Origin of the sequence: Glycomyces sp. MUSA5-2 (assembly GCF_037034145.1) — a bacterium.
In the GTDB taxonomy this organism is placed as follows: Bacteria; Actinomycetota; Actinomycetes; order Mycobacteriales; family Micromonosporaceae; genus Glycomyces; species Glycomyces artemisiae.
This window is the reverse complement of record NZ_JBAGKG010000002.1, coordinates 942789-956991: the sequence shown is the minus strand read 5'-3', so window position 1 is coordinate 956991 and position 14203 is coordinate 942789. Positions and strand designations below refer to the sequence as shown.

Sequence of the window (14203 nt, the reverse complement as noted above, 5' to 3'; positions counted from 1 at the left end):
CGTATCAGGAGTGGGCTGCGGACTGGTGGCGTCGGACGGTCTTGCGGTAGCGGCGCGCGCTGCCGCGCACCACGCCGGGGCCGTTGTAGATGAGCCCCGAGTAGATCTGGACGAGGCTGGCCCCGGCGTCGAACATGGCCTGGGCGTCGTCGGGCGTCATGATGCCGCCCGAGCCGATGATGGGCAGGCGCCCGTTCGTCTCGCGGTGGACGAACCGGACGATCTCCCGCGAGACGAGGGTGAGCGGCTTGCCGGACATGCCGCCGGGCTCGGCGGCGACGGCGTCCTCCGCGGGGATGATCCCGTCGCGCCCGAGCGTGGTGTTCGTGGCGATGACCCCGGCGACCCCTGATTCGAGGCACACCTCCAGGAGCTGCGCCAGCGCGGGCTCGGTGAGGTCGGGGGCGATCTTGACGAGGATCGGGCGGGTCGGGCGCCCGGCGGCCAGGCGCACCCCCTCGGTGTGCAGGGCCCCGAGGAGGGCGCGGAGGGCGCCGGCGTCCTGGAGCTGGCGCAGGCCGGGCGTGTTCGGCGAGGACACGTTGATGGCGATGTAGTCGGCGAACGGGTAGAGGAACCGCAGCGAGGTCAGGTAGTCGTCGATCGCGCCTTCGAGGGGCACGGCCTTGGACTTGCCGATGCTGATGCCGAGGGGGCAGTCGACGGCGGGGCTGGCCTGGAGGCGCGCGGCGAGGGCCTGGGCGCCCTCGTTGTTGAAGCCCATGCGGTTGACGATGGCCTGGGACTGCTTGGCGCGGAACATGCGCGGCTGGGGGTTCCCGGGCTGGGGCAGGGCGGTGACGGTGCCGATCTCGGCGAAGCCGAAGCCGAGGGCGGGCCAGGCGCCGACGGCGACGCCGTTCTTGTCGAGGCCCGCGGCGAGGCCGATGGGGTTGGGGAAGGGGATGCCGCAGACGGTGACGGGCGCGCTCAGGCGGTTGGCCTTGATGAGCGCGTTGCGCACCTGCCGCTGCTCGGACAGGCGCGTCAGCCAGCGCATCGTGAAGTCGTGCGCCCGCTCGGCGTCCCCGCGGCCGATCCGGAACAGGACGGGGCGGGCGAGATTCTGGTACAGCATGTTCTTTCCTGTATACGTCAATTCACCGGGTGAGCGGAACGGCTACAGGCCGTCCGCCCACCCGGTGATCGCTGTCAGGCCGCGGCCCGCTCGGCGCCGCGCAGGCGCCGGTGGAGCTCCTGGAGGGAGGCGACGCGGATCTCGCCGCGCGAGGCCGATTCGATGGCCTGCGTGGCGGCGGCGGCGCCCTGGATGGTGGTCACGCAGCTCACGTCGGCGACGACGGCGGCGGAGCGGATCTCCCAGCCGTCGGTGCGCGGGCCCGGGGAGGCCGAGGGCGTGGTGATGACCAGGTCGACGTCGCCGGAGGCGATGAGGCTGACGGCGTCGACGGCCTCGCCGGAGGAGTGGCGGGCGACGGGCGTGAAGTCGATGCCGTGGCGCTTGAGGACCAGGCCGGTGCCTTCGGTGGCGTAGACGGTGAAGCCGAGGTCGACGAGGCGGCGCACCGGGAAGACGATGGCGCGCTTGTCGCGGTCGGCGACCGACACGAAGACCTTCCCCGAGGTGGGGAGCTTGCCGTAGACGGCGAGCGTGGCCTTGGCGAAGGCGAGGCCGAAGGACGAGTCGATGCCCATGACCTCGCCGGTGGACTTCATCTCCGGGCCGAGGACGGCGTCGATGCCGGAGCCTTCGACAGTGCGGAAGCGCTTGAAGGGCAGGAGGACCTCCTTGACGCTGATGGGGACCTCGGGTCCGGCGTCGGAGCCGTCGCCTTCGGGCAGGAGCATCCCTTCGGCGCGCAGTTCGCCGATCTTGGCGCCGAGCGCGATGCGGGCGGCGGCCTTGGCGAGCGGGACAGCGGTGGCCTTGGAGACGAACGGGACCGTGCGGGAGGCGCGGGGGTTCGCTTCGAGGACGTAGAGCTGCTCGTCCTTGAGGGCGTACTGGACGTTCATGAGGCCGCGCACGCCGATGCCGAAGGCGAGCTTCGCGGTGTAGTCGCGGATCTGCTCGATGACGCCGGCGCCGAGGGTGATCGGCGGGAGCGCGCAGGAGGAGTCGCCGGAGTGGACGCCGGCCTCCTCGATGTGCTCCATGATGCCGCCGAGGTAGAAGTCCTCGCCGTCGCAGAGGCAGTCGACGTCGATCTCGACGGCGTCGTCGAGGAACCGGTCGATGAGGACCGGGTGCTCGGGGCTGGCCTCGGTGGCGCGGGAGATGTACCCGGCGAGGGTGGCCTCGTCGTAGACGATCTCCATGCCGCGGCCGCCGAGGACGTACGAGGGCCGCACGAGCACGGGGTAGCCGATCTGGGCGGCGACCTCGCGGGCCTCCTCGTAGGAGGTGGCGGTGCCGCCGTCGGGGGCGACGAGGCCGAGGTCGTCGAGGAGGCGCCCGAAGACGCCGCGGTCCTCGGCGTTGTCGATGGCCTTCGGGGAGGTGCCGACGATGGGCAGCCCGGCGTCCTGGAGGCGCTCGGCGAGGCCGAGGGGGGTCTGGCCGCCGAGCTGGACGACGACGCCGATGACCCCGGGGCCGCCCGCGGCGGTGCCGGACTCGTGCTCGGCGTGGTAGACCTCGGTGACGTCCTCGAAGGTGAGCGGCTCGAAGTAGAGCCGGTCGGCGGTGTCGTAGTCGGTGGAGACGGTCTCGGGGTTGCAGTTGACCATGATGGTCTCGTAGCCGACCGCGCGCAGGGCCTGGACGGCGTGGACGCAGGAGTAGTCGAACTCGATGCCCTGGCCGATGCGGTTGGGCCCGGAGCCGAGGATCATGACCTTCGGGCGGTTCGAGGGCGCGACCTCGGTCTCCTCCTCGTAGGTCGAGTAGTGGTAGGGCGTGTGGGCCTCGAACTCGGCGGCGCACGTGTCGACGGTCTTGTAGACCGGGCGCATGCCGAGCCGGTGGCGGAGGCGGCGGACGCCGTCCTCGCCGGCGAGCTCGGGGCGCAGGGCCGCGATCTGGGCGTCGGAGAACCCGGCGCGCTTGGCGCGGCGCAGGAGCGCGGCGTCGGCGACGGCGGCGGCCTCGATCTCGTCGCGCAGCTCGATGAGCTGGGCGACCTGGTCGAGGAACCACGGGTCGATCTTGCAGGCCTCGTGGACCTCCGCGACCGACGCGCCCAGGCGCAGGGCCCGCTCGGCGGTGTAGAGGGTGCCGTCGTGGGCGGTGCGGAGCGCTTCGAGCGTGTTCTCCAGCGTGGCGTCGGCCGGGTCGGGGCGGGTCCAGAACCCGGCGGCCTTGGTCTCGGTGGAGCGCAGGGCCTTCTGGAGGGCCTGCTGGAAGGTGCGGCCGAGGCTCATGGCCTCGCCGACGGACTTCATGGTGGTGGTGAGGGTCGGGTCGGCGCCGGGGAACTTCTCGAACGTGAAGCGCGGGACCTTGACGACGACGTAGTCGAGGGTCGGTTCGAACGCGGCCGGGGTGGCCTTGGTGATGTCGTTCGGGATCTCGTCGAGCGTGTAGCCGATGGCGAGCTTCGCGGCGATCTTCGCGATCGGGAAGCCGGTGGCCTTGGACGCCAGCGCGGAGGAGCGGGAGACGCGCGGGTTCATCTCGATGACGATCATGCGCCCGGTGGCGGGGTCGATGGCGAACTGGATGTTGCAGCCGCCGGTGTCGACGCCGACTTCGCGGAGGATGGCGATGCCGACGTCGCGCATGTGCTGGTACTCGCGGTCGGTGAGGGTCATCGCGGGGGCGACGGTGACGGAGTCGCCGGTGTGGACGCCCATGGGGTCGACGTTCTCGATGGAGCAGACCACGACGACGTTGTCGTTGCGGTCGCGCATGAGTTCGAGCTCGTACTCCTTCCAGCCGAGCACGGACTCCTCGATGAGGACCTCGGTGGTGGGGGACTCGGCGAGGCCGTTCCCGGCGATGCGGTCGACGTCCTCCCACGTGTGGGCCATGCCGGAGCCGAGGCCGCCCATGGTGAAGGAGGGGCGGATGACGACGGGGAGGCCGAGGTCCTTGACGGTGTCGCGCACTTCGTCCATGGAGTGGCAGACCGCGGAGCGCGGGACCTCGCCGCCGACGTTGAGGACGACCTCCTTGAACTGCTGGCGGTCCTCGCCGCGCTGGATGGCGTCCATGTCGGCGCCGATGAGCTCGACGCCGTACTTGTCGAGGATGCCGGCCTGGTGGAGGCCGACGGCGGCGTTGAGGGCGGTCTGGCCGCCGAGGGTCGCGAGGATCGCGTCGGGCTTCTCCTTGGCGATGATCTGCTCGATGACCTCGGTGGTGATCGGCTCGACGTAGGTGGCGTCGGCGAACTCGGGGTCGGTCATGATCGTGGCCGGGTTGGAGTTGACGAGGGTGACCCGCAGGCCCTCCTCGCGCAGGACGCGGCAGGCCTGGGTGCCGGAGTAGTCGAATTCGCAGGCCTGGCCGATCTGGATGGGGCCCGATCCGATGACCAGGATGTGCTTGAGGTCGTCGCGCTTAGGCATCTGCCTTGGCCCCCTTGGTGGTCTCGATGAGTTCGACGAGGCGGTCGAACAGGTAGTCGGCGTCGTGCGGGCCGCCGGCGGCTTCGGGGTGGTACTGGACGGAGTAGGCGGGGGTGTCGAGGCAGGTGAGCCCTTCGACGACGTCGTCGTTGAGGCACACGTGGCTGACCTGGACGCGCCCGAACTCGGTGTCGAAGAACTCGCCCGATTCGGGGGCCTTGAGGGCGAACCCGTGGTTGTGGGCGGTGATCTCGATCTTGTTCGTGTGCCGGTCGAGGACGGGCTGGTTGATGCCGCGGTGGCCGAACTTCAGCTTGTAGGTCTCCAGGCCGAGGGCGCGGCCGAGGATCTGGTTGCCGAAGCAGATGCCGAAGACGGGGACGCGGCGGCGCAGCAGCTCGCGGGTGAGCGCGACCTGGTGGTCGGCGGTGGCCGGGTCGCCGGGGCCGTTGGAAAGGAACACGGCGTCGGGGGCGTCGGCGAGGACCGTGTCGACGTCGGCGTACGCGGGGAACACGGTGGTGGTGATGCCGCGCTCGGCGAGGCGGCGGGGCGTGTTCCGCTTGATGCCCAGGTCGATGGCGGCGACGGTGTACTTCGCGGCGCCCTTGGCCTGGTAGGTGTACGGCTCGGAGGCGGTGACGGCGCCGACGTGGTTGGCGCCGGCCATCTGCGGCGTGTTGCGGACCTTCGCGAGGAGCTCCTCGGCGTCGGTGGTGCGCGAGGAGATGCCGACGCGCATGGCGCCCTTGTCGCGCAGGTGGCGGGTGAGGGCGCGGGTGTCGACCTCGCAGATGCCGACGACGCCCTGGGAGGCGAGCTCGTCTTCGAGGCCGCGCTTGGCCCGCCAGTTGGAGGTGATGCGGGAGGCGTCGCGGACGACGTACCCGGCGACCCAGATGCGGCGGGACTCGTCGTCCTCGTCGTTCCAGCCGGTGTTGCCGATCTGCGGCGCGGTCTGGGCGACGACCTGGCCGTAGTAGGACGGGTCGGTGAGGGTCTCCTGGTAGCCGGTCATGCCGGTGCTGAAGACGGCCTCGCCGAAGGTCTCGCCGACGGAGCCGAACGCCTCGCCGCGGAAGACGCGGCCGTCCTCAAGCACGAGGATCGCGGGTGCCCTGCTGCTCATTCGGTCGTCTCCTCTTCGATCTTGCCGTTGAGTACGGTGGCGCGTCCTCTGAGGAACGTCGCCTGGACGGTGACCGGGAGTTCCATCCCGGCGTAGGGGGTGTTGCGCGACAGGGACGCGAGTCCTTCGGGGACGACGGTCCAGGTCGCGGCGGGGTCGACGAGCGTGAAGTTCGCTTCGGTGCCCGGCTGCGGGTCGCGGCCGTGGGCTTCGAGCCCGGCGATGCGCGCGGGGGTGCGGGAGGTCCGCTCGGCGACGGCGTCCCAGTCGGCGCCCGCGGGCCCGCCGAGAGCGAGGACGGTGATCGACAGGGCGGTCTCCAGGCCGAGCATCCCGGGGCGGGCGGCCGCCCACTCGCAGTCCTTGTCCTGCGGGGCGTGCGGCGCGTGGTCGGTGGCGACGGCGTCGATGACCCCTTCGGCGAGCGCGCCGCGCAGGACCGCGACGTCGGCTTCGCGGCGCAGCGGCGGGTTGACCTTGTAGACCGGGTCGTAGGTGCGCGCGGCCTCGTCGGTGAGGAGGAGGTGGTGCGGGCAGACCTCGGCGGTGACCTTGGCGCCGCGGGCCTTCGCCTCGCGGATGATGTCGACGCTGCGCGCGGTGGAGACGTGGCAGAAGTGGACGCGCGCGCCGGTGTACTCGGCGAGGAGCACGTCGCGGGCGATGATCGCCTCTTCGGCGACGGCGGGCCAGCCGGGCAGGCCGAGTTCGGCCGAGACGGCGCCCTCGTTCATCTGGGCGCCTTCGGTGAGGCGCGGCTCCTCGGCGTGCTGGGCGATGAGCCCGCCGAAGGTCTTCACGTATTCGAGGGCGCGGCGCATGAGGATCGGGTCCGAGACGCAGTGGCCGTCGTCGGAGAACATGCGGACCTTGGCGGCCGAGTGGGCCATCGCCCCGATCTCGGCGAGCTGCTTGCCTTCGAGTCCGATGGAGACGGCGCCGATGGGCTGCACGTCGGCGTACCCGGCGGCCTTGCCGAGCGCGGCGACCTGCTCGACGACGCCGGCGGTGTCGGCGACGGGGTAGGAGTTCGCCATGGCGCACACCGCGGTGTACCCGCCCTTGGCGGCCGCGCGCGTGCCGGAGTAGACGGTCTCGGCGTCCTCGCGGCCGGGCTCGCGCAGGTGGGTGTGGAGGTCGACGAGGCCGGGCAGGAGCACCAGGCCGTCGGCGTCCACGATCTGCGCGTCTTTGGCGGTGAGGGAGCCGATCTCGGCGACGCGGCCGTCGCGGACGAGGACGTCCTGCCGTCCCTTCCCGACGATGTCGGCGGACTTGATCAGGAGGTCGGTCACCGGGTTTCTCCGTTCGTCAGCAGCAGGTAGAGGACGGCCATGCGCACCCACACGCCGTTGGTCACCTGCTCGGTGATGGTGGCGCGGGGCGAGTCGGCCACGGTCGCGGCGATCTCCATGCCGCGGTTCATCGGGCCGGGGTGCATGACGATCGCGTGGTCGGGCAGGAGCGTCATGCGCCGTTCGTCGAGGCCGTAGAGGCGGGCGTACTCGTTGGCGGTCGGGAAGAACGCGGCGTGCATGCGCTCGCGCTGCACGCGGAGCATCATGACCGCGTCGGCGCCCTTGAGGGACGCGTCGAGGTCGTAGCCGATCTCCACCGGCCACTCGTCGATGTCCTTGGGCAGCAGGGTGGGCGGGCCGACCAGGCGCACGTTCGCGCCGAGCTTCGACAGCAGCCACACGTTCGAGCGGGCCACGCGCGAGTGGAGGATGTCCCCCACGATCGCGACGGTGCGGCCCTCGATGCCGCCGAGGCGACGCTTCATCGTGTACGCGTCGAGCAGCGCCTGCGTCGGGTGCGCGTGGGTGCCGTCCCCGGCGTTGAGGACCGCGCCGTCGAGCCACTCGGTGAGCCGCTGCGGGGCGCCCGCGGCGGGGTGGCGGATGACGACCGCGTCGGCGCCCATGGCCTGCAGCGTGAGTGCGGTGTCGCGCAGGCTCTCGCCCTTGTTCACGCTGGAGGTCTTCGCCGCGAAGTTCACGACGTCGGCCGAGAGGCGCTTCGCGGCGGTCTCGAAGGAGGTGCGCGTGCGCGTGGAGTCCTCGTAGAAGAGGTTCACGACGGTGCGCCCGCGCAGCGCCGGGAGCTTGGGGACCTCGCGGCCGGTGACGGCCTCGGCCATCTGCTCGGTGACGTCGAGGATCAGCTCGGCCTCGTCGCGGGTCAGTTCCTTGGTGGTGAGCAGGTGCTTCATCGCTCCCGGCCTCCGGTCAGGACCACCGCGTCGAATCCGTCGTACTCCGTCAGGCGCACGGCCACGTTCTCGTCGCGGGCGGTCGGGATGTTCTTGCCGACGTAGTCGGCGCGGATGGGCAGTTCGCGGTGGCCGCGGTCGACGAGGATCGCGAGCTGGACGCTGGCGGGGCGGCCGAGGTCGTAGAGCGCGTTGAGCGCGGCGCGGACGGTCCGTCCGGAGTAGAGGACGTCGTCGACGAGGATGACGCGCTGGTCGTCGACGCCGCCGGGCGGCAGCTCGGTCGGGCCGAGGGCCCGGAGCGCGTTGCGGCGCAGGTCGTCGCGGTAGAGCGTGATGTCGAGGGTGCCGGCGGGGACGTCGAGGTCGGCGAAGCGGCGGATGCGGTCGGCGAGCCGTCCGGCGAGCGCGACGCCGCGGGTGGGGATGCCCAGGAGCATGGTGTCGGGGGCGCCCTTGGTCTTCTCCAGGATCTGGTGGGCGATCCGGTCGAGGATCCGGCCGATGTCGTCGCCGGAGATGATCTGCTTGCCCGACGGGTCTTCCTCAGTCTGCCTGAGGGCAGGGGAAACCACGCGAACCTCCTTCTCCGCCTCACTGGACGGTCTGTTAAAGAACGGTTTCGTCGCCGCCGATGCTACGCCGCCGGTGACGGAGCGTAAACCCGAGTCCCAAAACTATGACGTCGTTAGCTGCATATTTGACTTGTATGCCATGATTTGCCGGTCAGTCTTTCGGGCCCCACGCGACGAAGAACACTGTTTGGGGGCACCCCAACGGCCGATGGTCACCGACCGTAGTCAACAATAGGATTCCTCTCGTACCGAAAATTGGAGTTGATCCCAGCATGGCGACATCTGACTACGCCAAGGCGCTCGGCAACCGGCTGCGCGACATTCGGATGCAGCAGGGTCTTTCCCTGCAAGGCGTCGAGGACAAGTCCGGCGGCAAGTGGAAGGCCGTCGTCATCGGTTCCTACGAGCGGGGCGACCGGTCCATCACGGTCAGCCGCCTCGCCGAGTTGGCCGACTTCTACCGGATCCCCGTCTCGGAGCTGCTTCCGGAGGGCGTCCCGCTCCCGGTCGAGCAGGCCGAGAAGATCGTCCTCAACCTTGAGGCGCTCTACGACCACCCGGACCCCGAGCTGGAGCACGTCGCGAAGCTCGCGCGCTCCATCCAGCAGCGCCGCGGCGACTACAACGGCCGGATCCTCTCGATCCGCGCCGACGACCTGTACACCCTCGCGGTGGTGTACTCGACCACGCCGTCCGGCCTGATCGAGAAGCTGGAGGACTTCGGCGTCCTCGTCCACGACCTCCAGGCGTTCTTCGCTTCGGACGGCGAGTAGCCAAGCAGGACAACGAGAAACGGCCGGGCCCGGGATCGGAGGGCTCGGCCGTTTCCCGTTGCGCCTCCGGCGACGAAGAACGGCCGGGCCCGGACTGTGCTTCCAGTCCCGAGGGCTCGGCCGTTCTTCGTCTGCGTCTGAGCTACTCCTCGGCCTTGGCCGCCGAGTCGAGTACCGCGTTCACGAACCTGGTGTCGTCCGTGGAGCCGATCTGCTCCCACACGCGCATGGCCTCCTTGATGGCCACGGGCGTGTCGACGTCCTCGACGTAGATGATCTCGTACAGGGCCACGCGCAGCACGTTCCGGTCGACCGCGGGCATGCGCTCGACGGCCCAGCCCTCGGCGGCGCGGCCGATGGCCTCGTCCAGCTCGTACCGGTACTCGTCGACGCCGCGCGCCAGCTCCTCGGCGTACTTCGGGAGCCGGGGCGCCTCGGGGTCGGTGAACGCGCGGTCGGCCCGCTCGGCCAGGACGCGCTTGACGCCCTCCCCGCGGGACTCGGCCTCGTACAGGATCTCGACGGCCCGCATCCGCCATTTGGTGCGGGCGGTGAGCCGCTCAGGTCCGCTCTGCTGGTTCCCCACGCCTATGCCCGGCTGAGGTACTTGCCGTCGCGGGTGTCGACCTTGATCTTCTCGCCGTTGTCGATGAACAGCGGCACGAGGACCTGGGCGCCCGTCTCGACGGTGGCGGGCTTGGTGCCGCCGGAGGAGCGGTCGCCCTGGAGGCCCGGCTCGGTGTAGGTGACGACGAGCTCGACCGCGGCGGGCAGCTCGATGTAGAGGACGCTGCCGTCGTGCATGGCGACGGTGGCGTCGGAGTTCTCCAGGAGGAACTTCGCGGCGTCGCCGACCACGCCGGGGCCGACCGGGATCTGGTCGTAAGTGTCCTTGTCCATGAACACGAAGTCCTCGCCCTCCTTGTAGAGGTAGGTCATCGTGCGGCGGTCGACGTTCGCGGTCTCGACCTTGATGCCGGCGTTGAACGTCTTGTCGACGACCTTGCCGGAGGGGATCTGCCGGAGGGTCGTGCGCACGAACGCCGGGCCCTTGCCGGGCTTGACGTGCTGGAATTCCTGGACCTGCCAGAGCTGGCCCTCCAGGTTGAGCACCATGCCGTTCTTGAGGTCGTTCGTGGATGCCACGGGCGTTCGTCTCTTTCGTTAAGGTCTGACTGGGCCGACCGTCAATGGTAGCGGGCGGTCGGACCGCCCTCGGGTCAGGCCGCTTCGGCTGTGACCAGCGGCGCGGCTACGCGGTGAGAGCGGCGATGTGGCGCAGGGCCGCGGTGTAGCCGTCGAAGCCGAGGCCGGCGATGACGCCCTTCGCGTGGGCCGACACGAACGAGTGGTGCCGGAACTCCTCGCGCTGGTGCACGTTGGAGAGGTGCACCTCGATGAGCGGGGCCGTGAGCTGGGCGCACGCGTCGCCGACGGCGACCGAGTAGTGGGTCCAGGCGGCGGCATTGAGGACCACGGGGTAGCCGTTGTCGGCGGCCTCGTGGAGCCACTCCAGCATCTCGCCCTCGTGGTTGGTCTGGCGGAAGGACACCTCCAGACCCAGCTCCTCCCCCGTCTTCACGCAGAGCGCTTCGAGGTCGGCGAGGGTCTGGGAGCCGTAGATCGCCGGTTCGCGCTTGCCGAGCCGGTTCAGGTTGGGGCCGTTGAGCACCAGAGCGGTCGTCATGCGGTGAGCCTCTCATAGGCCTCGCGCTGCTGCGCGGCGGTCACGTCGTCGACGACGACCGGCGCGGCGAGGGCGTCGAGGAGCACGAAGCGCTGGGTGGCGCCGGTGTTCTTCTTGTCGATCTTCATGACCTGGAGGAGGTCGTCCCAGCGGCCGCCCTCGTAGGTCGTGGGCAGGCCGAGCGATTCGAGGACCGCCTTGGTGCGGTCGACGAGGTCGACGCGGCCGGTGATCGCGTTCAGGTGCGCGGCGTAGACCATGCCGACGGCGACCGCGTCGCCGTGGCGCCAGCGGTACTTTTCCAACTTCTCGATGGCGTGCGCGAAGGTGTGGCCGTAGTTGAGGATCGCGCGCAGGCCGCCCTCCTTGAGGTCGGAGGCGACCACTTCGGCCTTGACGGCGATGGCGCGCTCGACGAGTTCGGCGACCACGGGGTTCGCGGCGTCGAGCGCGGCCTCGGGGTCGCGTTCGACGAGGTCGAGGATGACCGGGTCGGCGATGAACCCGGCCTTGACGACCTCGGCGAGGCCCGCGGCGAGGTCGCGGCGCGGGAGGGTCGCGAAGTTGTCGAGGTCCACGAGGACGGCGCGCGGCGGGTGGAAGGCGCCGACGAGGTTCTTCCCGGCGGCGGTGTTGACGCCGGTCTTGCCGCCGACGGCCGCGTCGACCGCGCCGAGCAGCGAGGTCGGGACGTGGACGACGGCGACGCCGCGGAGCCAGCAGGCGGCGACGAACCCGGCGAGGTCGGTGACCGCGCCCCCGCCGACGCCGACAACGAGGTCGGTGCGGGTGAAGCCCTCGGCGCCGAGCGCGTCCCAGCACTGCTCGGCGACGGCGACGGTCTTGCCGTCCTCGGCGTCGGGCAGCTCCATGAGCGTGGCCTCGACGCCGTCGGGCAGCAGGGCGCCCACCCGCTCCGCGAGCAGAGCGGTGCTCTCGGTGTGGAGCACGGCGACGCGCGCGGCCTTCCCGAGGAACTCGGGGAGCCGGTCGACCGTGCCACGGCCGATGAGGACCGGGTAGGGGGTCTCGGCGTCGCCCACGACGACGGTGCGGACGGCGAGCTTCGCGGCGATCTCGGCGGTCAGGTCGGCCACGTCCCTTCCGGTGGTGTCGACCTCGATGTCGGCGACCTCGCGGTAGAGCGGCAGCCGCTCCTCCAGGAGGCGGCGCAGCGTGGCCCGCGGGTTGACGGCGAGCAGCGGTCGGCCCTTGTCGATCTCGTTGCGGCGCACGGCTTCGGCGAGGTCCACGCGGAGGTGGACCACCGGCACGTCGGCGAGGAGCTTGCGGGTGGACTCGGCGAGGACGGCGCCGCCGCCGAGGGCCAGGACCCCGTCGTGCTCGGCCACGGCCCGGCGGACCGCTTCGCGTTCGAGCGCGCGGAAGTGCTCCTCGCCGTCGTCGACGAAGATGTCCGCGATCGGCTTCCCGGCGGTGGCGACGATGTCGGCATCGGCGTCGCGGAAGTCCGCGCCGAGCGCCTCGGCCAGCGCGCGGCCGACGGTGGTCTTGCCGGACCCGGGCGGCCCGACGATCACGACGAGCGCCATGGTCATTTCACCCGCAGGTGCTGGAGGTAGTTCTCGTAGTTGCGACGGGATTCGCCGACGGAGTCGCCGCCGAACTTCTCCAGCGCGGCCTCGGCGAGGACGTAGGCGACCATGTGCTCGGCGACGACGGCCCCGGCGGGGACCGCGCAGACGTCGGAGCGCTGGTTGATGGCCTCGGCGGCTTCGCCGGTCTCCGTGTCGATGGTGCGCAGGGGCCGCGTCAGGGACGAGATGGGCTTGAGCATCGCGGAGACGCGGAGCGGCTGGCCGGTGGTGATGCCGCCTTCGAGGCCCCCGGCGCGGTCGGTGAGGCGCTCGACGCCGTCGGGTCCGGGGACGATCTCGTCGTGGGCGGAGGAGCCGCGGACGGCGGCCTGCATGAGGCCGTCGCCGATCTCGACGGCCTTGACGGACTGGATCGACATGAGGGCGGTGGCGAGGCGCGCGTCGAGCTTGCGGTCCCACTGGACGTGGGAGCCGAGCCCGGGCGGGAGGCCGTAGGCGAGGACCTCGACGACGCCGCCGAGGGTGTCGGCGTCCTTCTTGGCGGCGTCGACCTCGGCGACCATGCGGGCGGACGCCTCGGGGTCCATGCAGCGCAGCGGGTCGGCGTCGACGGCCTCGAAGTCGGCGGGGGTGGGCACGAGGCCGTCCTTGGCGCGGACGGGGCCGAGGGCCTTGACGTGGGAGACGATGTCGATGCCGAAGGCCTGCTTGAGGAAGGCCTTGGCGGCGGTGCCGCCGGCGACGCGGGCGGCGGTCTCGCGGGCGGAGGCGCGCTCCAGGATCGGGCGGGCGTCGACGTGGTCGTACTTCTGCATGCCGGCGAGGTCGGCGTGGCCGGGCCGGGGCCGGGTGAGGGGGGCGTTGCGGGCGACGCCGTCGAGTTCGGCGGGGTCGACGGGGTCGGGGGCCATGACGGTCTCCCACTTGGGCCACTCGGAGTTGCCGACGCGGATGGCGACGGGCGAGCCGAGGGTGCGGCCGTGGCGGAGGCCGCCGATGAAGTTGACGACGTCGGCCTCGAACTTCATGCGGGCGCCGCGGCCGTAGCCGAGGCGGCGGCGGGCCAGTTCGGCGGCGACCGCCTCACTGGTCAGTTCGATACCGGCGGGCAGGCCGTCGATCGTGACCACGAGTTCGGGGCCGTGGGACTCTCCAGCTGTCATCCATCGCAACACGCGTCAAGTCTGCCACCTGTGCCGGTGTGACCCCGCCCCTGGTGGGAATCGCGTCCCAGGGTCCGGACGCGCGCGGGGCCGCCCCCGTCGCGGAGGCGGCCCGGTGCCGCGCAGTCAGCGGTTGTCGAAGGCCTTGCCGAAGTCGAGCAGGACGACCTTGCCGCCGCCGACGACCTCGGCGTCGTGCCCGGCCGGGATCTCGAACGCGTCGCCCGCGTGGATGTCCTGGTCGGTGCCGTCGTCCATGTGGACGCGCAGGTGCCCTTCGAGGCAGTAGCCGAGATGGTGGACCTGGCAGGTGTCGGTCCCGGCCATCGGCTTGACGTCGGTGGACCAGCGCCAGCCGCGCTCGAACTCGGCGAGTTCGATCGGCATGCCGTCGAGCATGACCATGTCGCGGTGGCCGTGGCCGCTGAGGTCGACGTGCTCGTCGGGCTTCCCGAAATTCTTGACCGTCAGATGGTTCATGATGGTCACCCCCTTATCGAGTCTATGACCGTTTCGCGAGTCGCATTCGCATTCCCGCGCACGGGATCCGACCGGAAGGGTGAGGCCGTTCTGGCCGGTCGGCGCGGTTTCGGGGGCTGCGGGAACGCAAGTTACCGCCTAGTATCCCTGGG

13 protein-coding genes are annotated in these 14203 nt (G+C 70.9%); 1 reads left to right on the top strand and 12 read right to left on the bottom strand.

From position 1 onward, the window contains the following. Nucleotides 1-4: 4 nt before the first annotated feature. From WA640_RS09965 to pyrR, 6 genes are all read right to left on the bottom strand, one after another. The gene (locus WA640_RS09965) at nt 5-1078 is read right to left on the bottom strand and encodes a quinone-dependent dihydroorotate dehydrogenase (RefSeq protein WP_335987474.1); all 1074 of its coding nucleotides are present in this window, start codon (nt 1076-1078) and stop codon (nt 5-7) included. 74 nt (nt 1079-1152) lie between these two features. Next, a complete protein-coding gene (gene carB, locus WA640_RS09960; RefSeq protein WP_335987473.1) occupies nt 1153-4473 on the bottom strand; it encodes a carbamoyl-phosphate synthase large subunit in 3321 nt (1106 codons plus the stop codon). After that, entirely contained in the window at nt 4466-5602 is a 1137-nt protein-coding gene (gene carA / locus WA640_RS09955; protein WP_335987472.1) for a glutamine-hydrolyzing carbamoyl-phosphate synthase small subunit, read from the bottom strand. The genes carB and carA overlap by 8 nt, the downstream gene beginning before the upstream one ends. Next, on the bottom strand, nt 5599-6897 hold the full coding sequence (locus tag WA640_RS09950) for a dihydroorotase (RefSeq protein WP_335987471.1): 1299 nt from the start codon (nt 6895-6897) through the stop codon (nt 5599-5601). Before WA640_RS09950 ends, carA begins: the two co-directional genes overlap by 4 nt. Beyond that, on the bottom strand, nt 6894-7814 hold the full coding sequence (locus WA640_RS09945) for an aspartate carbamoyltransferase catalytic subunit (RefSeq protein ID WP_335987470.1): 921 nt from the start codon (nt 7812-7814) through the stop codon (nt 6894-6896). Before WA640_RS09945 ends, WA640_RS09950 begins: the two co-directional genes overlap by 4 nt. Next, nucleotides 7811-8389: a bifunctional pyr operon transcriptional regulator/uracil phosphoribosyltransferase PyrR gene (gene pyrR, locus WA640_RS09940; RefSeq protein ID WP_106364628.1), complete on the bottom strand. Its 579-nt coding sequence runs from the start codon at nt 8387-8389 to the stop codon at nt 7811-7813. Before pyrR ends, WA640_RS09945 begins: the two co-directional genes overlap by 4 nt. A 272-nt stretch (nt 8390-8661) precedes the next feature. Here pyrR and WA640_RS09935 point away from each other — a divergent pair, with 272 nt between their 5' ends. Continuing rightward, a complete protein-coding gene (locus WA640_RS09935; RefSeq protein ID WP_091034397.1) occupies nt 8662-9162 on the top strand; it encodes a transcriptional regulator in 501 nt (166 codons plus the stop codon). A gap of 142 nt (nt 9163-9304) precedes the next feature. On the opposite strand, the gene nusB is transcribed toward WA640_RS09935, so the two are convergent. The 6 genes from nusB to WA640_RS09905 all read right to left on the bottom strand — a co-directional run bounded on the left by nusB (nt 9305) and on the right by WA640_RS09905 (nt 14051). Next, a complete protein-coding gene (nusB, locus tag WA640_RS09930) occupies nt 9305-9748 on the bottom strand; it encodes a transcription antitermination factor NusB (RefSeq protein ID WP_146148112.1) in 444 nt (147 codons plus the stop codon). A 2-nt stretch (nt 9749-9750) separates the two neighbouring features. Next, nucleotides 9751-10308 (bottom strand): elongation factor P, encoded by a 558-nt coding sequence (gene efp, locus WA640_RS09925; RefSeq protein WP_106364626.1) that lies wholly within the window; start codon nt 10306-10308, stop codon nt 9751-9753. A gap of 106 nt (nt 10309-10414) precedes the next feature. Beyond that, nucleotides 10415-10849 carry a type II 3-dehydroquinate dehydratase gene (aroQ, locus tag WA640_RS09920; RefSeq protein WP_335987468.1) on the bottom strand — a complete coding sequence of 145 codons (435 nt, stop codon included), beginning with the start codon at nt 10847-10849 and terminating at the stop codon, nt 10415-10417. Then, entirely contained in the window at nt 10846-12408 is a 1563-nt protein-coding gene (gene aroB, locus WA640_RS09915) for a 3-dehydroquinate synthase (protein WP_442904702.1), read from the bottom strand. The genes aroQ and aroB overlap by 4 nt, the downstream gene beginning before the upstream one ends. Continuing rightward, nucleotides 12405-13583: a chorismate synthase gene (aroC, locus tag WA640_RS09910; RefSeq protein WP_335987466.1), complete on the bottom strand. Its 1179-nt coding sequence runs from the start codon at nt 13581-13583 to the stop codon at nt 12405-12407. The genes aroB and aroC overlap by 4 nt, the downstream gene beginning before the upstream one ends. A gap of 114 nt (nt 13584-13697) precedes the next feature. After that, nucleotides 13698-14051: a cupin domain-containing protein gene (locus tag WA640_RS09905; protein ID WP_146148122.1), complete on the bottom strand. Its 354-nt coding sequence runs from the start codon at nt 14049-14051 to the stop codon at nt 13698-13700. Nucleotides 14052-14203: the final 152 nt, after the last annotated feature.